Source organism: Desulforamulus profundi, assembly GCF_002607855.1.
The window spans coordinates 1-20721 of sequence record NZ_AWQQ01000051.1; the positions used below are offsets into that span (position 1 = coordinate 1).

Sequence of the window (20721 nt, forward strand, 5' to 3'; positions counted from 1 at the left end):
ACCCGTGCGCCACTATTCGGTCGTCGGTCGTCAGGCGGCAGTCGTCAGGGATTTAAATCTGGAATTCGCTAAGGCGAATTCCTTACTATCCCGACGTCCGACGTCTGAAGACCGACGACTGAACCGTTCGACTTGCATGTGTTAAGCACGCCGCCAGCGTTCGTCCTGAGCCAGGATCAAACTCTCCATAAATTATATAATGTTTTCGCGTACCCGTTAGGGTGAAGAGTTGATTTAGCTCTTTATTACTTGTTCAGGAATTACTCGCTAGCGTTATTTAACGCTTGACGAGGATTCAAATGTGGTCGTCACAGTTTCAGCTTGCGCTGACTTTTGACTTGACCGTTTTGCATCCATCATCTGCTGTTTAGTTTTCAAAGACCATAAATTTGGAGTTTAAAAAACCGGGCTTTTAGTGCCCTCGATTTGAAATATTATCACATTGTAAAATCTGTGTCAAGACTTATTTGGGATTGTTTTTAGATCACAAAAGTTGTCATCTCCATTACAGAAGCTTATTATACGTACTCGGGCTTGTTTTGTCCAGTGGTAATTCTCACCACCGGATACCCGGCAAAGCCTGCCGCCGGGCGACAAGAAATATCTTATCACTACCGGCGGCTGAAGCCAAATGGTGCTTTATGGGGGCTTTAGGCCTCTCTGGGCCTCATTAACGGGAACAAAATGACATCTCTAATGGAAGAAGAGTTGGTAAGCAGCATGACCAAACGGTCAATGCCGATACCCAAACCACCGGCGGGCGGCATGCCATACTCGAGGGCCTGAATGTAATCTTCGTCATACATCTGGGCCTCCTCGTCGCCGGCTTTACGCTTTTCAGCCTGGGCCATGAATCTGCCCTTTTGGTCAATGGGGTCGTTCAACTCGGAGAAGGCATTGGCCATCTCACGACCGTAGATGAAAAGTTCAAAGCGATAGGTTAGCTCGGGATTTTCTTTCTGGCGTTTGGCCAGGGGTGAAATATCCACGGGGTAATCGATGACAAAGGTGGGTTGGATGAGCTTGTCCTCAACCTTTTCCTCAAACACTGTGTTTAGGATGTCGCCCCAGGAAGCGCCGGGTTCAATTTCCAGCCCCAGCACCTTGGCAGCGTCATAGGCTGCCCTGGCATCCTTTAGCTGAGTGAAATCCAGCCCTGAGTGTTCTTTAACAATTTCCAGCATGGGGACCCGGCGCCAGGGTTTGGCTAAACGGATTTCCACGCCTTCGTACTCAACGGTGCTGGTTCCCAGTACTTCCTCAGCCACGTGTGAAATCAGGTCTTCGGTAAGATCCATCATATCCTTGTAATCCCCGTAGGCCTGATAAAGCTCAAGCATGGAGAATTCCGGGTTGTGTTTGGTGGAAATCCCTTCGTTACGAAAGTTCCGGTTAATTTCGTAGACCTTATCCAAACCGCCCACCAGCAATCGTTTCAAGTACAACTCCGGGGCAATTCTCATGTAGAGCTTCATGTCCAGGGCATTGTGGTATGTGATGAAGGGCCGTGCGCTGGCACCCCCGGCGATGGGATGCATCATGGGCGTTTCCACTTCCAGGAAACCCCTTTGATCCAGGTAGTTGCGGATGGATCGCACCACTTTGCTGCGCACCATGAAAGTTTCTTTGACCTCAGGGTTCACAATTAAGTCTACATACCGCTGACGATACCGTAAATCAATATCCTTGAGGCCATGCCATTTTTCTGGTAGAGGTCGCAAGGACTTGGACAACAGCGTATACCTGTCGATATGTACGGTGATTTCGCCCTTGCGGGTCTTAAAGACCTTGCCGGAACAACCGATAATATCGCCGATGTCCAATTTTTCAAAACGGGAGTAATCGTCGGCTCCCATGTCATCCAGCCGGGCGTAGATTTGAATGTTGCCGGTGCTGTCCTGCAAGTTGGCAAAACTGGCCTTTCCCATAACCCTTTTGGCCATGATACGCCCTGCGATTACCACAGCCTGTCCATCCATGGCCTCGAAATGATCGGTAATATCCGAGGTATAGTGGGTCCGCTCAAACTTTTCACCATAGGGTTCGATCCCCTGGTTCATAAGCTCCTGCAATTTCTCCCGGCGAACCTTCATGAGTTCGTTAAGGTCCTCAACAGTGACTTGGCCGGCTTCCGCTTCTGGCGTAGCCGGCTGTACCAGGTTCTTTTCGTTTGTCTCAGTCATTTTGCAAAAACCCCCAAACACTATCTCAATATATCCAGGATTTCATACTTTAGGACACCGGCCGGAACATTTACTTCTACAACAATTCCCTTGGGTTGGCCGATGATGGCCTTACCCACGGGAGACTCGTTGGAAATTTTTCTGGCCTCGGGGTCTGCTTCCACAGACCCGACAATGGTGTACTCCAGTTCATCGCCATACTCAAGGTCTTTTAACAAGACTTTCGACCCGAGGGATACTACCTCGTTGCCCAAATTTTCATCGTCAATAATTTTGGCGTTGCGAAGCATCTTTTCCAGGGTGAGGATTCTACCCTCGATAAAGGCCTGTTCATTTTTGGCATCTTCATACTCCGAGTTTTCACTGATATCACCAAATTCAATGGCTTGTTTGATTCTCTCCGCTACCTGGCGTCTTTTCACTGTCTTCAGTTGTTCCAGTTCTTCCTCCAACTGTTTCAATCCAGTAACTGTAAGCATTACGTCTTTTTCTTTCATCCTAAATTCTCCTTATCTCTAGATCTAACATTTTCTCTGTTTTTTGTTTTAGCAAAACGTCTAACTACAGTTAAAGCACTGCAAAAGGCTCCGACCAATTGCAGTGCTTCCCCGACTTGTGTGATTGTTCCTGTACATTATAAAAACACCACTAATTATTTGTCAAGGATTCATTTAGAAACATCATCATATTATTACGACACCTTTATTATTACCCTCTGCTTTATTAAATTAATCTTTTGTTCGGATATCGGTTTTTCAAAACTTCGAAAGCCGGCTAACCTGAAACCATGTTTTTTCCCCAGTCGGTGGATCTCTTCCACCTGTTTCAGCGTTAAATCCCGTCCCAGGGTATAACTTTCCAGGCGCCCTTCCAAAGCCAAAATCATGGTTTCAGCCATGCAGGCATAAGCGGTTTTGGGGGGAACCCAAAGTTAAAATTAAAATTCACATCTCCGGGTACTTCCACAATGCCGCCCTCGATCACCAGCACATCATCCCGTTCTTCCACCACCCGGCGGGAAACATCGCGCGGTCTGGCCACATCACAAACCACCGCCCCGGCTTTTAAATCTTCCGGGTTGATGATGGTATCCACCGTATTGGTCACGGTCACCACCAGGTCCGATTTTTTTAAAACCGCCTTTGTATTGGAAGTCACCTCCGCCGCCAGTCCTGTCTCATACAGGATGCGGTCTGCCAGCAGGTGCAGCTTGGCTTCGTTTCTTCCCACCAGGGTGAGATTTTTTGCATCCCTGGCCAGAGACAGGGCACAAACGCTGCCAATGGAGCCGGTGGCCCCCACCACCGACACCCTGGCTCTTTTTAAATCATGCCCCATTAGATGAGCAGCTTTTTTCGCCCCTTCCAGAGCCGTGGCCACGGTATAACTATTCCCTGTGGTGACCGGAATATTTAAATATTTGGCCACAGTAATGCCGGCATCCCCGATCACTTTCGTAAAGGCACCCAACCCCAGCACCTTGGCGCCTAATTTTTCGGCCAGGCGACCGGCCTCAATGATTTTATTGAGGACGAAGGCTGCGGCAGGGATATCATCTGCCTGGCCGTGAGGAGACAGGAAACAAATATCCCTTCGGTTTCCGCCACAGGTGAGCGGATTCCCGTGATAGAAGATATCTTAATGGGGGGAAGCAGCTTCAAGGCCTGTTCCACCAGGGCATCCGGCATGTACCGGGTAAAGTTGAATTTTCTGGCCACGTCGCTGCAATCCAAAGGATGAACAATGAAAGCAAAGCGATTCATGTTTGCTTCCCCCCGTTCCCGTATTATGGGTATTTCTTTACAATCATATGTCTGCCAATCCATAATCATTATAAAATTCAAAATAAAATTCAAAGGGGGACCCGAAAGCGGGTTTCTATAAAAAATAAAAAGGTCCCGCCAAGCGGCAGACCCTAGTCAAGCAAACCTTTTAGAATCTCTTCAATTTCTTTTTTACTTTGGGATTTGTTAATGGTCTCCCGGATGCGGGCCGCCCCTCGGATGCCTTTGGTGTACCAGGCGGCGTGTTTCCTCATTTCAAAGACAGCCACCTGCTCGCCCTTGGATTCCACCATCAGCTCCAAATGTCGGATGGCCGTGCCAATCCTTTCTTCCGGCGTGGGGGGCGGCAGTTCTTGCCCGGTCTGAAGAAAATGAACAATGTCTCTGAAAATCCAAGGATTGCCCATGGCCGGCCTGCCGATCATGATCCCGTCACAACCGGTCTCCTCCAGGATCCTTGCGGCGTCCCGGGGCGTCCAAATGTCCCCGTTACCGATGACCGGGATCTTCAGGGCTCCCTTGACTTGCCGGATGATGTCCCAATCTGCTTTGCCGCTGTAAAATTGGTTGCGGGTACGACCGTGCACTGTTACCGCTGAGGCACCCGCTGCCGCCACTGTCCTGGCAAAGGCAACGGCGTTAACCGACTGCTCGTCCCAGCCCTTGCGCATTTTTACCGTGACAGGCACACCCGGTACAGCCTTGACCACTGCTTCCACAATTTTTCCTGCCAATTTCGGATCTCTCATCAGGCGCTGCCTTCACCGTTTTTTACGATTTTTGGGGTGGGGCAGCCCATATTGATATCCACGATGTGGGCCCCCCGCTCCACCACGATGGCAGCCGCCTGTCCCATGGTTTCCGGATTTGAACCAAAGATCTGCACGCTCAGGGGGTAGCTCTCTCCCCGAAAATCCAACATGCGGTACGTCCGGGGATTGGCGTAAATCAGTGCCAGGTCACTGACCATTTCGGTCACCGTCAGACCGCACCCCTGCTCTCTGGCAATAATGCGAAAGGCCCTGTCCGTTACGCCGGCCATAGGGGCCGCAATGACCGGGTTGACAAGTTTTACCGGGCCTATTTGCATGGGCTTTGGCCTCCCGGGACGGCCGGGTTTTGATTCCGGTCATAGATGATTCGCAGGCCCGCCAACGTGAGGGAAGGATTAATTTTATCGATGACGGTTGTTTCTCTGGCAATGACCTCCGCCAGCCCGCCGGTGGCAATAACCTGCACGTCGCCCCCCATTTCCTGCTTCATCTTTTTCACCAGAAACTCCACCTGGCCGGCAAAGCCGAAAATGATGCCGGACTGCATGGCGCTGACGGTATTTTTGCCGATTACCGCAGCGGGCTTGGTTAACTCCACACGTGGCAGTTTGGCCGCCCGGGCAAACAGGGCCTCGGTGGAAATACCGATGCCGGGGGCGATGGCTCCACCCAAATATTCTCCTTTGGCGGTTACACAGCAAAAGGTGGTGGCAGTCCCAAAGTCGACGATGATGAGAGGTCCGCCGTACAAGGAATAGGCCGCCACTGCATTAACAATGCGATCCGCCCCAACTTCCCGCGGATTCTCGGTCTTGATGGAGATGCCGGTTTTAATGCCCGGCCCAACCAGGATGGGATTTAATAAAAAATATTTTCTCACCATGGATTCCAGCAGCCCGTTGACCGGCGGCACCACCGAGGAGATGATCACACCCTCCACCGCCTGCATGTCAATGCCCGATAAACTAAACAACTCTTTTAACAAAACGCCGTATTCATCGGGTGTCCGGTTGCGATCGGTGGCCAGGCGCCAGTCGGCGATCAGCGTTTTGTCTCGAAATACCCCGAAAACAATATTGGTGTTGCCGATATCAATTGCCAGTATCAAGGTTGTCCCTGCCTTTCTTAGCCTCTATGTCAGCCTGATGATTCAGATATTGGCCGGTTTTTCCATACTCAAAAGCAATTCTACCAAATTTATTTCTCAAAGTACAATCCTTGTTCTCAACCTGCTCTCAGAGAGAATTGACTGGCAATTTCAATTATTTAAATTTTATCTTGTTTAAAAGGGAACTGGTTTTTTGCATAGAATATTAATTTGTATACTTTTTAAGTATACTTTATAGTTTCAGGAAGAGGAGAATGTATCATGGCAGAAACTCCGAAAGGCGCCATCCTACAGCGTGATAATGAAACCTACGCCATCGTGCCGAAAACCGGTTTAGCCGGATTGTTGAATGCTGAAACCCTCCGCAAGTTGGCGGATGTGGTGGAAAAGTACCAGATTCCCGTGGTTAAGCTTACAGCTTCCCAACGTGTTGCTTTGGTAGGCATCAAAGGGGAAGATGTAAATAAGGTTTGGGAAGATTTGGGCATGGAACCCGCCCCGGCCACCGGCCTCTGTGTCAGAAGTGTTCAGTCCTGTCCGGGCTCCACCTTATGCAAATATGGCAAGCAGGATGCCCTGGGTCTGGCTGCCAAACTGGATGAGTTATTCTGCGGCATGGCCCTGCCCAACAAATTTAAAATGGGCATCTCCGGCTGTCCCTTAAACTGCTGCGAAGCCTGGACCAGGGATTTTGGCGCCTTTGGCAAACCCAACGGCTTTACCGTACTGATCGGGGGCAATGCGGGCGCCACTCCCCACATCGGTAAAGTGCTGGCAGAAGGCTTAAGTATTGAGGAAGTGGTAGCCCTGGCTACCCGGTTAATTAACTTTTACAAAGAAAATGCCAAGAACGGCGAAAGAATGTTCAAGTTTGTGGAGCGCCTTGGTATCGAAGAAATCCAAAAGGCTGTGCTCGCCTAAAGGAAAAAAGCTGCCGGTGAAAAAATCACCGGCGGCTTTTTCCTTTGTTAGGCAGATATAGGTTACCCACCGAATTGGTAAGGGAGTTCTGTTATCCTTAACGAACGACTTTGCGGAACACCGGTAACAGCACTTGACGATCGTAGGGCAAAATTGGGTGGCGCGAACAGGACGTTCGCACCAGCCGAATCGGGCCAGGACGGCCCGTTGAGGCGACCCAATTCGCCCGTAGCGAGTCGTAGTGCTGTCGGTGAGGAGCATCGGGGTGAGTAGGGATAACAGAACTCCCTCCCCACGTTTGTCAAAAATTTTCACTGTCGAAAATACCAACGAACCGCTTTTATTTTTGGGCGGCAGCGGGGAGTTCGGGCAAACGGAGGTGGATGGTTCTGGCCAGAACAGCCACCATGACTGCTTTCAAGACATCCCAGAGAACAAAGGGCAGGAACCCTATTTTTAAAACACCCATTACGGAGACGGCTTTACCAACGTACAAATTCAGGATTCCATAGATGTAAGGCAGGCCCACCAGGTAAATGACGGCCATGCCCGCCAGGGAAGCCAGCAGGTAATTTACAAAACTCCAATTTTTATTGCCTGCAAGAATTTTTCCTGCCACATAGGCCGCCAGGACCTGGCCTAAAAGAAAGCCAAAGGTTGGTTTCAGTACATAAGCAGGTCCGCCAAAGGGCTGGGTGGCAAAAACCGGCAGTCCCACCAGGCCCAGTAACAGGTAAACCACCATGCTGAGGGCCCCGATTCTGGCCCCCAGCAAAACGCCGGCCAGAACAGCAACCAGCGGCTGCAAACTGAAGGGAACAACTGCATGGACAAAGGGAATCCGGGTAATCATGGTCACCACCACCATGATGGCCGCCATCAGGCCGGCCAGGGCAATTTCTCTGCTGGTAAATTTCAAGGACAACTCCTCCTTTGTTAACTAGTTTATGTTTAAAGGTTGACAATTAGTCCAAAAATAAAGGGCAAGCCCTGGTCATGTAAAACCACACAAGTAACAACCAGACCATTTTAATTACGGCTGGAAAAGCTTGTGAATTCAAGTCAAGTCGAGTAGATGTGGGCCTCTCGGGTTTTAGGAGACACTTTGTTTTCCCTGTTTCTCCCCGTTTCCTCCAGGAGTGTCCCATTATTTGCACGAACCGTCCCCACTTGAATTTGTTTGTATGGGGCGTAGGGAGACTTCGCCGGAATAAAAGGTTTTGGTACTGTTATCGGGAAGCCGCAGGATCAGAGCGCCGTTATCGTCGATGTCTTCCATGATCCCTTCCCAGACCCTTTGCAAACCGGTGACCACCACCGGGCAGCCGGACCACAGCGTCACGTCCTTCCACAGCCCTTTTAAGGGGGCAAAGCCTGCTGCCTGCCAGAGGTATATAAAGAGTCGAGCTCTTCCAAAATGTCCCTCAGCACCTCAGTCCTGCTGACCGGGCGCCCGGTCTCTATCCGTAAGGAAGTGGCCCCGTTTCCCAACGCCACCAGCTCCTCCCGGGTCTGATTTACATTGACACCGATCCCCAGCACTAAAAACTTTACCCTGTCTGCCTCGGCAGTCATCTCTGCCAGTATGCCGCAGGCCTTTAAACCGTCGATATACACGTCATTGGGCCACTTCACCCGGGCGTCGATTCCCAGAGAACGGCGGAAGGCCCTCACCACCGCCACAGCTGCCAGCATGGTAAATTGAGATACTTCCATGGGATTCACCCGGGGATACAGCACCACCGAGAAGCAGAGACCCGCCCGGGGAGGACACTGCCAGGCCCGGCCCAAGCGCCCCCGGCCTTTGGTCTGTTCCTCGGTAACCACCACCGTACCTTCTTCTGTTCCCTGTCTGGCCAATTCCTTGGCTACATCGTTGGTGGAGGTAGTGGTTCTCACATAATGGGCCGTCCCACCGATACACCGGGAACGGAGGCCGGAAAGCCATCCCGGGGGATCCAGGACATCCGGTGCGGCCAGCAGCCTGTAGCCGGCCCTGGGCCTGGCTTCTATTTCATAACCGTCCCGTCTCAGGGACTCAACGGTCTTCCAGATGGCGGTTCTGGATACCTGCAGTTGCCGGCAGATATACTCTCCGGATACGTACCCCGGCTGTTCAGCCCGGAGTAAGTCAAGGATCTTTTGTTTTGCATTCATGTTTATTCACCTTCTGGCATTTTAAACCATTATTGCCGCTTTTGTCAACCTTAATAACTATAGCGGTTAACGTTGGCGTCAAGCAAAGGCCCGGGAGAAATTTCTACCGGGCTAAAGGTTGGCTTCCATTTTGAAAATTACTTGTTCTTTTGCAAATGATCCGGGGGGTATGCGTCGTACAGGTTAACCACCCTTTTTTCTTCTGCTCCATACCCAACCGGCAACCAAAACCAGCACGAAGACTTAAAAACTCTTTACTTTTTATGCTTGGTTAAAAAATAAAAAGCACCTGTTGTGTAACAGATGCTTTAACCTTATTAAGATATCCAGGGCCTGGTGTAAAATTCAGATACTATAACGCGAAACCGTAAATCCCTGTGCGCCAGGGCTTTTCGCAAAAGTGAGGGGCCTTGCCGCCATGGGCGTGCACAGGATTGTGTTTTTTGCCGTCCTTTTTCCATTTGCTTACCAACGAAATCCCCTTAGATACTTGATTTTTATTGTTAAGGGAGGTTCCGGGTTGACGGGATTTGTCTTTCTTCATACTGTAAGCCGCTTTTAAATTGGGACACTGCGGGTAATTCTTTACCGAGCAATACTGCTTCCACCAACTTTCCGAAACAACCAGTGTATTCTGTGCAAAACCATGATCCAATAACGCGCTGCAGCCGTGATTTCCTTTGGCATGGGGACATTTTCTCATGCGGGCCAACCCCCCGTCTATTGATGAAGATGCTAAGTCTAGCATATGCCTTGGGAAGCCGGTGGAAAATAGTCCTTAGGGCGGTTTTTTGTGGGACTTAAGTCCTGAATCAAATCATTTTTGGGGAAACGCCCATTTGACCGGGGAAGAAAACGGTGGTATTGTTAACCTTGGATAACCAAAAAGTTAACAAAGAGGTGCATACCATTGATCAGTCAAATTGAAGCCAAACTTCTGTGCGGCGAGGAGTTGACCTTTGATGAGGCAGTCCGCCTGGCCGGCCTTCAGGGAAAACAAGTCCATCAATTAATTGCTCTGGCCGGAAAAATTACCGGCTTGTACGCCGACGGTCAAATTGACCTCTGCTCCATCATCAACGCCAAGTCGGGCCTTTGTTCCGAAGACTGCAAATTCTGCGCCCAATCGGCGCATTACCATACCGGCATCAAGCATTACGAATTGTTGGACAAGGAAACCATTCTCCTAGCCGCAGAGCAGGTGAAAGCAAGGGGCATCCACCGGTTTTCCCTGGTTACCAGCGGGAAAGAACTGCCCGAAGATGATTTTGCAAGGGCCCTTGACATTTACCGGTCCCTGCAAAAAACCGGCCTGAAACTGTGTGCCTCCCTGGGACTCCTGGACGAAAGAAGGGCCCTGCAGTTGAAAGAAGCCGGTGTGAGCACCTATCACCACAACCTGGAGACCGCCAGGAGCTACTATCATGAAATTTGTACAACACACTCCTATGAGCAGCGGGTGGCAACCATCCAGGCGGCCCGCCGGGCGGGGCTAAAGGTTTGCAGCGGCGGCATCCTTTCCGTGGGAGAAACCATGCAGCAGCGGGTGGAACTGGCTTTTGAACTAAAGGAACTGCATGTTGATTCTGTGCCCATTAACATTCTAAATCCCATTGCCGGCACTCCCCTGGCAGGGCAAGAAATCCTGCCTCCCCTGGAGATCATTAAAGCCATCTGCCTGTTTCGCCTGGTGATGCCCCGGGTGAGCCTGAGATTTGCCGGGGGCAGGAAAGAAGCCCTGGGCGAGTTAAGGAGTTTGGGATTTTTAGCCGGCATAACCGGCGCCATCGCCGGTGACTTTTTAACCACCGCAGGAGATGAAATCGAAAAAGAAATTACCTTAATCAAAGGGCTGGGTTACTCCCTGGCAACAGGAGATTAGTGAATCGTAACAAGCATGCCGGTCCCTGTATGACCCGTATAAAAGTCTAAAGGTACCTCTTTTATCCTTGTGCCCCTCCGCTTCAACAGGGGCTTTGCCCTTGGTAATCCACATTCCCGTGGATTTTGCGGTCAGGTAGGTCCCCATAAATAATCCGGCAGACAAAATAAAACCCTCCTTATAATGAATTCCTGTGAATCAATTATAGAAGGGATTTGTTACCAAAGATAAATCAAATTGTTACAGTTTTGTCACGGTTTTTACCGTGCCCGGGACTTGATTTCCCCGATGTCCAGGCTGATGTCCAGGGACTTAATGGAATGGGTCAGGGCTCCTACGGAAATCAGGTCAACGCCGGCCTTGGCCGCCGCCATAATGGTCTCTTCATTGATGCTCCCGGAGGCTTCCACCAGTGCCCGGCCATCCACCAGTTTGACCGCTTCCCGCATGGTGGCAGGGTCCATATTGTCCAGCATAATGACATCCGCCCGGGCCTCCAGCGCTTCGTTCACCCCGCTGAGGCTTTCCACCTCAACCTCAATTTTGACGGTGTGGGCCACGTTTTGCCTGGCCGCCAGCACCGCCTGGGTAATTCCCCCGGCCACCTTAATGTGGTTGTCTTTAATCAACACCGCGTCATACAGGCCAAAACGGTGGTTAAAACCGCCGCCCACCCGCACGGCATACTTCTCCAGCATTCTTAAACCCGGTGTGGTCTTGCGGGTATCCACTACCCGTACCGGGTAAAGCTTTACCTTTTCCACCAGGGTGGCGGTACGGGTGGCGATGCCGCTCATCCGCTGCAGGAAATTCAAGGCCAGTCGTTCTCCTGTCAGGATCGCCCTGGCATCCCCTTCCACCTCCGCGATGACATCCCCCGCTTCCAGGCAGGCGCCTTCCTGCACCCTGGCAGAAAAACGGATGTCCGGGGCCAGGTAACGAAACACCGCCTCTGCCACCGGAATACCGGCAACAATACCCGCTTCCCTGGCATAAATGATTCCTTTTGTGAGAGAACCGGCCGGGACAATGCTGTTGGTGGTAATATCTCCGGTGCCGATGTCCTCCGCCAGAGCTGTTTCAATTAATTTTCTCAGTTCAAACATGTTCAGTTCCATGGGGAACCCTCCGTCTTTTACCGCTTCAGTAAAATGTGTTTTCGCCAGCGTTCTGCAGTTTCCGGGTAATCCAACCGGAAATGTCCCCCCCTGCTTTCGGTTCGCATCATGGCTGCCTCAGTGATCAATCCGCCCACTTCCAACATGTTGCGCACCTCCATCTTAGAGGTCTCTTTCACTTCATGGTTTTGCAGGTGGGACCAGCGGTCAAAAAAGGCCAGGGCCTCGGCCAGGCGTTGGGCGGTTCGCAGGGGGCCTACCTTTTCACCCATGATTTGCTGCAGTTTCTTTCTCAGCTCAGAATAGTCGATGTCCGGGGTGGGCAGTAAATCATCGCAATAAAACTCCGGTTTGTCATGGAGCCTGTTTTCCACTACATAGGCGGCCCTTTGGACAATTCTGCCGCCCCAGACCAGGCCGTCCAGCAGAGAATTGCTGGCCAGACGGTTGGCGCCGTGCACAGCCATACAGCTGGCTTCCCCACAGGAAAATAAGCGCTGAATACTGGTTTCACCCCACAGGTCGGTCTTCACACCACCCATCATATAATGGGCTGCAGGGGCTACGGGAATCAGGTCCTTGGTGATATCCAGACCGTAATTGGAACAGGTCAGGGTAATGGTCGGGAAACGTTCTTTTATTTTCTCGTGGTCCAAATGGGTTAAGTCCAAAAATACAGATTCCGCCCCGGTTTTTGCCATTTCACTGAGGATGGCCCGGGAAACAATATCCCGGGGAGCCAGCTCCGCCATGCCGTGGTACTGGGGCATAAATCGTTCACCCCGGGCATTCCGCAACAGGGCCCCCTCTCCCCGTACCGCTTCCGAAATTAAAAAGCGCGGGGCGTCGGGCAAAACCAGTGAGGTGGGATGGAATTGAATAAATTCCATATCCATCACCTCGGCCCCCGCCCGGTAGGCCAGCGCAATGCCGTCGGCGGTGGCCACCTCCGGGTTGGTGGTATAGTTGTACAGCCGCCCGGAACCTCCGGTGGCCAGTACAACCACCCGTCCCCTGAAGATTCTGAACTGTCCGGTGACCTGGTCCTGGGCCAGCACACCGTAGCAGGTATTTTCTTTAACCAGTAGATCGACAACATATTGATTTTCCAAAACTTCAACACTGGCCAGGGCGGTCACGTTTTGACTGAGTGCCCGTAGAATTTCCGCCCCCGTTGCGTCTCCCTGGGCGTGCAGAATCCTGTCTTGACTGTGGCAGCCCTCCCTGGTAAAGCAGAGGTCATCCCCTGTCCGGTCGAAGGATGCTCCCATATCAATCAGTTCTTTAACCCTTTCGGGTCCCTCGTTGACCAGGATTCTCACGGCATCCTCGTCACACAGCCCTGCCCCCGCCACCAGGGTGTCCTGCATATGCAGCCCCGGGGAATCCTGCTGTCCCAGGGCGGCGGCGATGCCTCCCTGGGCCCGGTCGGTGTTGCTCTCGGCCACTGACCGCTTGGTTAAAAGCGTCACCGATGCCCCCGCTTTGGCCGCAGCCCAGGCGGTAAAAAGGCCGGCAATGCCCCCGCCGATAATTAAATACTCCGCTTCCTGTTGGGGTAATTCCCTGGAATGAAAATTTACCAGGTATTTGTTAGGCAAAGAAAACAACTCCCCCCATTTGAGAAGTGAGAGGTGAGAAGTTGGAAGTGAGATAAATTTTTACCTCAGCCTCTCACTCTCACTTCATCTGAAAAAAGCTATCTTTAAAAACAAAAAGTGTAACTTACCGTAAGGCCCGTTACTTTACGGCTAACATCCGTTCCAGGCAGGCCAGGGCCTTTTCCCGGATGTGCGGGGGCACGGTAATCCGGGGCTGCATGGTTGCCAGGGCTTCCTTGACCTTGTTCAGGGTGGTTGCCTTCATATTGGGACAAACCAGCCGTTTGGTGGCCAGGTAAAATTCCTTACCCGGGCACTGTTTGTACAACTGGTGCAGAATCCCTGACTCTGTGCCAATGATAAATTCTTTGGCATCGCTTTCTTTAGCAAATTTAATCAGGCCGGTGGTGCTGGAAACATAATCCGCCAGCGCCACCACCTCCGGGCGGCACTCCGGGTGGATTAACACCAGGGCCTTCGGGTGTTCCTCCTTCGCTTTTAAAACCTCTTCGGGAGTGACCCAGTCGTGGGTGTTGCACCAGCCTTCCCACAGGGTCATGGGACGCCGGGTTTTGGTTGCCACGTAGGCGCCCAGGTTTTTATCCGGAATAAAGATGATGGGTTTGTCCTCCGGGATGGACTGGACGATTTTCACGGCATTGGCGAGGTGCAGCAGATATCGCTTTCGGCCTTCACTTCCGCCGAGGTGTTGACATAGGCCACCACCAACGCGCCGGGCAATTCTTTCTTTTTGACCCGCAATTCTTCGGCGGTGACCATGTCGGCCATGGGGCAGCCGGCGTTTTCCTCGGGCAGCAGGACAACTTTGTCCGGAGACAGGATGGCTGCGCTTTCGGCCATAAAATGAACCCCACAGAAAACAATAACGTCCGCATCGGTGGCGGCAGCCCGCCGGGACAACTCCAAGGAGTCCCCGATGATATCAGCTACCTCCTGCACCTCCGGGCGTTGGTAAACATGAGCCAGTATGATGGCGTTTCTTTCTTTCTTTAACCTCTTAACCTCTTCCGTAAGCTGGCTAATTCTTTCTTCAATTGACATTTCATCAACTCCTTGTCGAAATAAGCCAGAGCAAATTCAAGAATTCTTTAACTCTTGTAGCAATTCTATCCAGTGGCAATAAAATTGTCAATACAACAGGTTTTACCCACAGACCCCATGCTGTTCTTCATGAATCAGCCCGGTGATTTTGTTGTTTTCGTCCACCATGACCACCCGGGGCTTAAAGGTGCGGGCCTCCCGCTCATCCAGCATGGTATAGGCAATGATAATCACGGTATCCCCCGGCTGGGCCTGCCGCGCCGCTGCCCCGTTCAGGCAGATCACCCCTGAACCGGGTTCCCCTTCAATGACATAGGTCTCCAGGCGGGCGCCGTTATTGTTATTTACCACCTGCACCTTCTCGTTGGGCAGGATCCCCGCCGCCTGCATCAGTTCCTTATCAATGGTGATGCTGCCCATATAATTTAAATTTGCCTCCGTAACGGTGGCTCTGTGTATCTTTGACTTAAACATAAATAAGAACAACTTCCTAAGCCTCCAAAACTGTATTATCAATGAGCCGGGTTTTCCCGAACCGTACCGCCAGCGCCAGCAGAGCATTGTCTGCCAGGAGATCCAACTGCTTCAGATGCGGCACGGACAGGATTTCCACGTAATCGATCTCCGCCCGTGGCTCGGACTGGATTTCTCTTACCACCCGTTCTTTCAGGCGGGCAACATCCCGCTCCCCTTCCGCCACCAGCTGTCTGGCCAGACTGAGGCTGCGGGACAGGACCAGGGCGGCCTTTCGATCCTCTTCCGAAAGATAAACATTGCGGGAACTCATGGCCAGCCCGTCCGCTTCCCTGACGATGGGGACGTCCACAATTTGAATGTCCATGTTTAAGTCTTCCACCAGCCGCTTAATCAGCAGCACCTGCTGGAAATCCTTCTGGCCGAAAAAAGCCATATCCGGTCGCACAATGTTAAAAAGTTTTGTTATTACGGTGGCCACCCCCCGGAAATGACCCGGCCGAGAAGCCCCGCAGAGGGGTTCGCTGACCCCGGCCACATCCACAGAGGTGCTGAATCCCGGCGGATACATCTCCGCCGCCTCGGGAGCAAAAATGGCGTCCACTCCTGCATCGGCAACCAGCCCCGCATCCCGCTGCAGATCCCTCGGGTAGGTCTGGTAGTCTTCACCGGCGCCAAACTGTGTGGGGTTGACAAAAATACTCACCACCACCACGTCACAGCGCCTTTTGGCTTCGTGCACCAGGCTCAGGTGTCCCGGGTGCAGGTACCCCATGGTGGGCACCAGCCCGACGGTTTTGCCTTCGAAACGGACCGATGTGACAAAGGAACGTACTTCTTCAACGGTTTTACAAAGTCTCATGGATCTCCACCTAGTATATTTTTTTAAATTCTTCCTCGGCCATGTTAAAAACATGCTCGGGGCCGGGGAATGCTTTGTTTCTTACCTCTTCTTGATACCCCCGGCAAGCCTGCAGGATTTGCTCCTTCAGGTTGGCATACTGTTTGACAAACTTGGGCGTAAAGTCCGAAAACATCCCCAGTAAATCATTGGTCACCAGAATCTGGCCGTCACAATACGTGCCGGCTCCGATGCCAATGGTGGGAACGCTGACGGATTCGGTGATGACTTTGGCCAACTGCTGGGGAATGCACTCCAGCACGATGGCAAAGACGCCGGCGTCTGCCAATTGTTTTGCGTCCTCCAGCAGCCTGCGGGCGGCGTCCCCGTTTTTGCCCTGGACCTTAAAACCGCCCATCTGGTGAACGGACTGGGGGGTTAACCCCAGGTGACCCATCACCGGAATGCCGGCAGTGGTAATAGCCCGTACAGTATCAGCCACTTCACTGCCCCCTTCCAGTTTCACCGCCTGGGCCAGTCCCTCCTGCATCAGGCGCCCGGCATTGCGGACGCTTTCTTCCCGGGAAATGTGGTAGGACAGGAAGGGCATGTCCCCCACCACCATGGCCCTTTTAACGCCACGCTGACCGCCCGCAGGTGGTGAATCATATCCTCCATGGTCACAGGGACGGTGGAATCGTACCCCAGTACAACATTACCGAGGGAGTCCCCCACCAGGATTGCGTCTATACCGGAAGCATCGACCAACGTGGCCATCGGATAATCGTACGCGGTTAACATGGCTATTGGCTTGCCTTCCTGTTTCATACGCCGGAAGTCGGCAGTAGTTACTCTTTTGATCACGGTTGTCTACCTCCAAGAAAATGTTGCTGAGGGCAGCGCCCTCATTGGGTGTAATGCTGCCGTTCTCAACGGCCACACCCACGGTATACAGTCCGAGAGCACCATAGGCCTCCCGGGTGCGCCAGTCCATTTTTTTCAGGGCCTTCATGTGACCCCGCAGGGTGGTGCCGTCTCCCCGGGCCACCGGCCCGGTGAGGGCCTGGGTGGGGCCGGACCTGGCAATGTTGTTTAGTGTACCCTGGATTAAGGGAAACAACGCAGCCATGGCCTGCTCTTCATCCAATCCCAGTTCCCGGTAAATGGAGGCGCTCAAATGAATGAGGGATACCAGGTAGTTGGAAGCTGTCACTGCTGCGGCATGGTAAAGTGGTTTATCCTCGGCTTTAATTACAAAATACCGTCCCTGCAGGTCGTTTACCAGCTCCACGGCCTGGGGCAGGGCCTGCTCATCTCCTTCCAGGGCAAAGCAGGATCCCGGCAGGTTTTCCTTGGCGCTTTCCAGGCTGGCAAAGGCCTGCAGCGGGTGCAGGGAAACCGCCCTGGCACCCTGCTGCCTCACGGGTGCCAGGATGTCGCTGGCCAGCGCTCCGCTGGTATGAATGATAATTTGACCCGGCCGGCAGCCGCCCTGGCGGGCGATAAGGGCCGCCGCGGGGCCGATTTCCCGGTCCGTGGTGGTGATGAAGACCATCTCCGCCGCCCGGGCCGCCTCCGCCGGGTGATGAACAACTTCGGCAGCAAGTTGTTCTGCCAACCGCCGGGCGGAGGAAAGGGACCGGCTGTATACGGTCACCGGCAGATACCCCCGCTCCTTTAACAGCACCCCCAGGCACTGCCCACTTTTCCTGCTCCGATAATGGCAAAGGAAGGTTTGTAGTTCATAAACACTCCCCGTTCTATAAAAATTTATGATAATACCTTGAAAAATACAAAAAACCCCCCGAGCATGCGAAAGGTTTTCATAGCAAAAACACCTCCCGTCTCGGTCCATCCGGTTCCAAGCGGAAATCAACTTAACTTGTAAAAAGTTCCCGTTGGTGCAGTTCCGTTTAGGATACTACCCGAAGTCAATCATATCACTGTTTTCATCAGCTAACAACTATTTTACATATTGTTTTAATTTTTATAAGTCCCCTGCAAGACAGAAAATATGACCAAATGGTATAATAAAAGCACATTCATTAAAGGAAGGTACAAACATGCGCAAAATTGGTCTGACCCACCGTTTGGCCCTGCCGGGAGCGCTGGTGGTGCTGACTGCCTACCTGGCGGTCGTCAATTATCCCACCCTGCCCGAGCAAATCCCCACCCATTTTGGCTCTTCCGGCACGCCGGACAGTTGGGGAAGAAAAACTTTTTCCGGCGTCTTTAGCTTACCCTTTTTACAAATTACCTTGTATGCCGTCCTATCCGGACTGGTAACTGTTTTTACCAGGCGGCGGGATATCCGCAATATGATTAATCTGCCAAAACGCGACCAGCTTACCGAGGGCCAGCTGGAAAAAATTCGCATCATCATTGTGGACGGGATGTCCCTATTAAACCTTGTCACCTGTGCCATGTTATTTTACATCCAGTACGGCACCTTCCAGATCGTCAGGGGAGCATGGGCCGGGCTGGGGCCCTTTATCTGGCTGTTTACCGTATTCATTTTGGCAACCAGCGCCTGGATGTTGTATAGGATTTTTTTAGCCCGTAAATAATTGAAGGATGCACGAACTTCACGATCTCACCGTTAACTTCTGATCGTGCGTAGGGGACGGTGGTGATTTTATGTGGGACCTGCTGAGAAGCATTGCCAACTGTGCCGTGCAAACCGGCAGTGAGGTCTACCTGGTGGGCGGTGCCCTGCGGGACCTGGTAGCGGGCCGGCAGCCGGGGGACCTGGATTTTGCGGTCTCAAGCCATGCCTGCGACCTGGCCCGCCGGGTGGCGCGGCAGCTGCAGGGAACCTGGTAACCTTGATGAAGGGCGGGAAACTTTTAGGGTGGTGCTAAAGAAGCAAGGCCACCTGGATTTCAGCCTTTTTAAAGGCCGGACCATTGAAGAGGACCTGCGGGCCAGGGACTTTACCCTAAATGCCCTGGCACTGCCTTTAACACCCGTCATGCAGGAGGAAGCGATAAACCGACTGCTGGACCCCACCGGCGGCTGCCGGGATCTTCAATTGGGACTGCTGCGGGTAACCGGCAGTTCTTCCATTCTGGATGATCCCCTAAGGACGCTGCGGGGCGTGCGGTTGGCTGCCCAGTTTCAGTTAACCGTTGTGCCGGAAACAGCGGTGCTGCTGAGGCAGGGCGGCCGCAGGCTGGACCGGGTGGCCGGGGAACGAATCTGGCAGGCGTTGTCCGGCATCCTCGAACTGCCGGCAGTCTATGCCTGGGTGGACTATATGGACAGGGAACTAAAACTATGGCAGGTTCTCTTACCCGGGCGGCTGCGCATGGAGGAAACAAAACAAAACTTCTATCATGTGGAAAATGTCTGGCATCACTGCCTGCGGACTTTCCAATGCCTGGAGGTCATTTTAAAGGAACTTCCCACAGCCCTGGCGGAAGGCGGGCAGGTGCTGGATTCCTTCCACAGGAAGCTGGCCGGGGGGAGAAGCCGCCTGCCAATCCTTAAATTGGTCGCCTTACTTCATGATGTGGGCAAGCCGGACACCGCAGTTACCCAGTCCACCGGCCGCATTTCCTTCCACGGCCATTCCGAGGCCGGGGTACCCTACGCCGGGGCCCTGGCAGACCAATTAAAATTGTCCCGGGTGGAACGACAATACCTCATGAACCTGGTGTTCCTGCACATGCGGCCATTACATCTCTACACCTCAAGGGATGACTCGAATCTATCCCTCTACCGGTTTTTCCGTACCCTGGGGGAGCATACCCTGGACGTTCTGGTCCTCTCTTTGGCTGACCTCACAGCCACCTATACCGCCGGGGAAAGGCTCAGTGAGCTGACCTCTTACCGCCGCTATATTTTTGCACTGGTAAAACGCTACTTGTCGGAACCGGCTAAATTCAGTCCTGTACCGTACCTCACGGGTAAGGATTTGATAGAACTTGGCGTTCCCGAAGGACCACAGGTGGGAGAGCTGTTGGACCAACTCCAGGAGGCCCAGGTAACCGGCGAAGTGAGGGATCTTCATACGGCCCGCCGGTGGGTTAAGAAGAAAATACCGGCGCTGTAAACGACCGTATTTTGGGGAAATTCCTCAGGTTACATGCTTATAACTCCTGCCTCGTAGGGAACAATAGCAATATCAAGATTTCTGCGAGGTGAGAGGGATGCCAAACGTATAAGGTAGAGGATATTTACGATGACCCGGATTATTTGATCGAAAAAGTGGTTATGGACAATACGCCGGAACTGGGCGATGTCACCGGTCAAGTCCTTTTAAATCATTTTGAAAGTGCCATCACTGAAGCAAAAAAATCTGTTCCATTTTCTTTATTGCCTGCCCCGTTGCCGCTCGTTCCGCCAGCTCTTTTACAGGACCTTCGGGCAAAATCATGTCCGGGCACAGTTCCGCCAGGGGAACCAGCACAAAGGCCCGTTCGGCCAGGCGCGGGTGGGGCACCCGGAGACCGGGCAGATCAACTTGCTCTTTCCCGTAGAGCAGCAGGTCAAGATCAATGGTGCGGGGACCCCATTTTACATCCCGGGTCCTGCCCAGGTTTTTTTCGATATCCAGCAGCGCTTGCAGCAGTTCTGTGGGCGAAAGGTCGGTAGCCACTTCTGCCACGGTATTAAGGAACCAATCCTGGTCTGTCTTGCCCCAGGGGGCGGTCTGGTACAGGGAGGCCACCCTTACCAGTTGAATGCCCGGGGTGCCGGCCAGCCATGCCAGCGCCCCTTCAAGGTAGGAGGCCTTATCTCCCAGGTTGCTGCCCAGCCCGATGTAAGCCACCGTCATGAACTGCTCCCCCTCTGCCGGTTGATTTCCACTGCCA

General features: G+C 52.6%; 17 protein-coding genes, 1 rRNA gene and 5 pseudogenes. 5 read left to right on the forward strand and 18 right to left on the reverse strand.

The features are described from left to right. The 6 genes and pseudogenes from P378_RS08975 to P378_RS09000 all read right to left on the reverse strand — a co-directional run. A 16S ribosomal RNA gene (locus P378_RS08975) occupies positions 1–192 on the reverse strand; the annotation flags it as partial. A 458-nt stretch (positions 193–650) separates the two neighbouring features. Then, a complete protein-coding gene (gene lysS / locus P378_RS08980) occupies positions 651–2183 on the reverse strand; it encodes a lysine--tRNA ligase (RefSeq protein ID WP_099083005.1) in 1533 nt (510 codons plus the stop codon). A 20-nt stretch (positions 2184–2203) separates the two neighbouring features. After that, a complete protein-coding gene (greA, locus tag P378_RS08985; RefSeq protein WP_099083006.1) occupies positions 2204–2680 on the reverse strand; it encodes a transcription elongation factor GreA in 477 nt (158 codons plus the stop codon). A gap of 194 nt (positions 2681–2874) precedes the next feature. Beyond that, a pseudogene (locus tag P378_RS08990) lies at positions 2875–3946 on the reverse strand (shikimate dehydrogenase). Positions 3947–4098: 152 nt separating this feature from the next. After that, positions 4099–5057: pseudogene (dusB, locus tag P378_RS08995) on the reverse strand (tRNA dihydrouridine synthase DusB). Next, on the reverse strand, positions 5048–5848 hold the full coding sequence (locus P378_RS09000) for a type III pantothenate kinase (protein WP_099083007.1): 801 nt from the start codon (positions 5846–5848) through the stop codon (positions 5048–5050). Before P378_RS09000 ends, dusB begins: the two are co-directional and overlap by 10 nt. A gap of 261 nt (positions 5849–6109) precedes the next feature. Between P378_RS09000 and P378_RS09005 the strand changes: the two genes are divergently transcribed. Next, on the forward strand, positions 6110–6769 hold the full coding sequence (locus P378_RS09005) for a nitrite/sulfite reductase domain-containing protein (RefSeq protein WP_099083008.1): 660 nt from the start codon (positions 6110–6112) through the stop codon (positions 6767–6769). Positions 6770–7109: 340 nt separating this feature from the next. On the opposite strand, the gene P378_RS09010 is transcribed toward P378_RS09005, so the two are convergent. From P378_RS09010 to P378_RS09020, 4 genes are all read right to left on the reverse strand, one after another. Beyond that, the gene (locus P378_RS09010; RefSeq protein ID WP_099083009.1) at positions 7110–7688 is read right to left on the reverse strand and encodes a biotin transporter BioY; all 579 of its coding nucleotides are present in this window, start codon (positions 7686–7688) and stop codon (positions 7110–7112) included. Between the two features lie 228 nt (positions 7689–7916). Then, positions 7917–8111, reverse strand: coding sequence for a hypothetical protein (locus P378_RS21480; RefSeq protein WP_238473066.1), 195 nt, complete (start codon positions 8109–8111; stop codon positions 7917–7919). A gap of 17 nt (positions 8112–8128) precedes the next feature. Next, entirely contained in the window at positions 8129–8926 is a 798-nt protein-coding gene (locus tag P378_RS09015; RefSeq protein WP_238473067.1) for a biotin--[acetyl-CoA-carboxylase] ligase, read from the reverse strand. A 352-nt stretch (positions 8927–9278) separates the two neighbouring features. After that, positions 9279–9629: a hypothetical protein gene (locus tag P378_RS09020; RefSeq protein ID WP_238473068.1), complete on the reverse strand. Its 351-nt coding sequence runs from the start codon at positions 9627–9629 to the stop codon at positions 9279–9281. Positions 9630–9836: 207 nt separating this feature from the next. Between P378_RS09020 and bioB the strand changes: the two genes are divergently transcribed. Next, entirely contained in the window at positions 9837–10808 is a 972-nt protein-coding gene (gene bioB / locus P378_RS09025) for a biotin synthase BioB (RefSeq protein ID WP_180261041.1), read from the forward strand. Between the two features lie 260 nt (positions 10809–11068). Here bioB and nadC read toward each other — a convergent pair whose 3' ends face one another. From nadC to P378_RS09060, 7 genes and pseudogenes are all read right to left on the reverse strand, one after another. Further along, positions 11069–11926 carry a carboxylating nicotinate-nucleotide diphosphorylase gene (gene nadC, locus P378_RS09030; RefSeq protein WP_099083011.1) on the reverse strand — a complete coding sequence of 286 codons (858 nt, stop codon included), beginning with the start codon at positions 11924–11926 and terminating at the stop codon, positions 11069–11071. Positions 11927–11943: 17 nt separating this feature from the next. Beyond that, positions 11944–13527, reverse strand: coding sequence for an L-aspartate oxidase (nadB, locus tag P378_RS09035; RefSeq protein WP_099083012.1), 1584 nt, complete (start codon positions 13525–13527; stop codon positions 11944–11946). A gap of 139 nt (positions 13528–13666) precedes the next feature. Next, positions 13667–14589, reverse strand: a pseudogene (gene nadA / locus P378_RS09040) (quinolinate synthase NadA). Between the two features lie 102 nt (positions 14590–14691). Then, complete coding sequence (gene panD, locus P378_RS09045; RefSeq protein ID WP_099083013.1) at positions 14692–15075, reverse strand: aspartate 1-decarboxylase; 384 nt, start codon at positions 15073–15075, stop codon at positions 14692–14694. A 4-nt stretch (positions 15076–15079) separates the two neighbouring features. Continuing rightward, positions 15080–15925 carry a pantoate--beta-alanine ligase gene (gene panC, locus P378_RS09050; RefSeq protein WP_099083014.1) on the reverse strand — a complete coding sequence of 282 codons (846 nt, stop codon included), beginning with the start codon at positions 15923–15925 and terminating at the stop codon, positions 15080–15082. A gap of 10 nt (positions 15926–15935) precedes the next feature. Continuing rightward, positions 15936–16732 (reverse strand): annotated as a pseudogene (panB, locus tag P378_RS09055) (3-methyl-2-oxobutanoate hydroxymethyltransferase). Continuing rightward, positions 16620–17650: pseudogene (locus P378_RS09060) on the reverse strand (Rossmann-like and DUF2520 domain-containing protein). Before P378_RS09060 ends, panB begins: the two co-directional pseudogenes overlap by 113 nt. Before the next feature lie 317 nt (positions 17651–17967). Here P378_RS09060 and P378_RS09065 point away from each other — a divergent pair. The 3 genes from P378_RS09065 to P378_RS22880 all read left to right on the forward strand — a co-directional run bounded on the left by P378_RS09065 (position 17968) and on the right by P378_RS22880 (position 19958). Beyond that, entirely contained in the window at positions 17968–18471 is a 504-nt protein-coding gene (locus P378_RS09065) for a DUF1648 domain-containing protein (RefSeq protein ID WP_099083015.1), read from the forward strand. A gap of 70 nt (positions 18472–18541) precedes the next feature. Continuing rightward, the gene (locus P378_RS22875; RefSeq protein ID WP_274378672.1) at positions 18542–18727 is read left to right on the forward strand and encodes a nucleotidyltransferase family protein; all 186 of its coding nucleotides are present in this window, start codon (positions 18542–18544) and stop codon (positions 18725–18727) included. 31 nt (positions 18728–18758) lie between these two features. Next, a complete protein-coding gene (locus P378_RS22880; RefSeq protein ID WP_274378673.1) occupies positions 18759–19958 on the forward strand; it encodes an HD domain-containing protein in 1200 nt (399 codons plus the stop codon). A 228-nt stretch (positions 19959–20186) separates the two neighbouring features. Here the strand turns inward: P378_RS22880 and folK are convergent, their stop codons facing one another. Further along, a complete protein-coding gene (gene folK, locus P378_RS09075) occupies positions 20187–20684 on the reverse strand; it encodes a 2-amino-4-hydroxy-6-hydroxymethyldihydropteridine diphosphokinase (protein WP_099083016.1) in 498 nt (165 codons plus the stop codon). Between the last annotated feature and the right edge of the window lie 37 nt (positions 20685–20721).

Coding starts and splice junctions, on each gene's coding strand:
- P378_RS09005 (WP_099083008.1), top strand. CDS start 6,110: ATGGCAGAAACTCCGAAAGGCGCCATCCTACAGCGTGATAATGAAACC.
- P378_RS09065 (WP_099083015.1), top strand. CDS start 17,968: ATGCGCAAAATTGGTCTGACCCACCGTTTGGCCCTGCCGGGAGCGCTG.
- folK (WP_099083016.1), bottom strand. CDS start 20,684: ATGACGGTGGCTTACATCGGGCTGGGCAGCAACCTGGGAGATAAGGCC.
- nadC (WP_099083011.1), bottom strand. CDS start 11,926: ATGGAACTGAACATGTTTGAACTGAGAAAATTAATTGAAACAGCTCTG.
- greA (WP_099083006.1), bottom strand. CDS start 2,680: ATGAAAGAAAAAGACGTAATGCTTACAGTTACTGGATTGAAACAGTTG.
- lysS (WP_099083005.1), bottom strand. CDS start 2,183: ATGACTGAGACAAACGAAAAGAACCTGGTACAGCCGGCTACGCCAGAA.
- P378_RS09020 (WP_238473068.1), bottom strand. CDS start 9,629: ATGAGAAAATGTCCCCATGCCAAAGGAAATCACGGCTGCAGCGCGTTA.
- P378_RS22875 (WP_274378672.1), top strand. CDS start 18,542: ATGTGGGACCTGCTGAGAAGCATTGCCAACTGTGCCGTGCAAACCGGC.
- panC (WP_099083014.1), bottom strand. CDS start 15,925: ATGAGACTTTGTAAAACCGTTGAAGAAGTACGTTCCTTTGTCACATCG.
- P378_RS09015 (WP_238473067.1), bottom strand. CDS start 8,926: ATGAATGCAAAACAAAAGATCCTTGACTTACTCCGGGCTGAACAGCCG.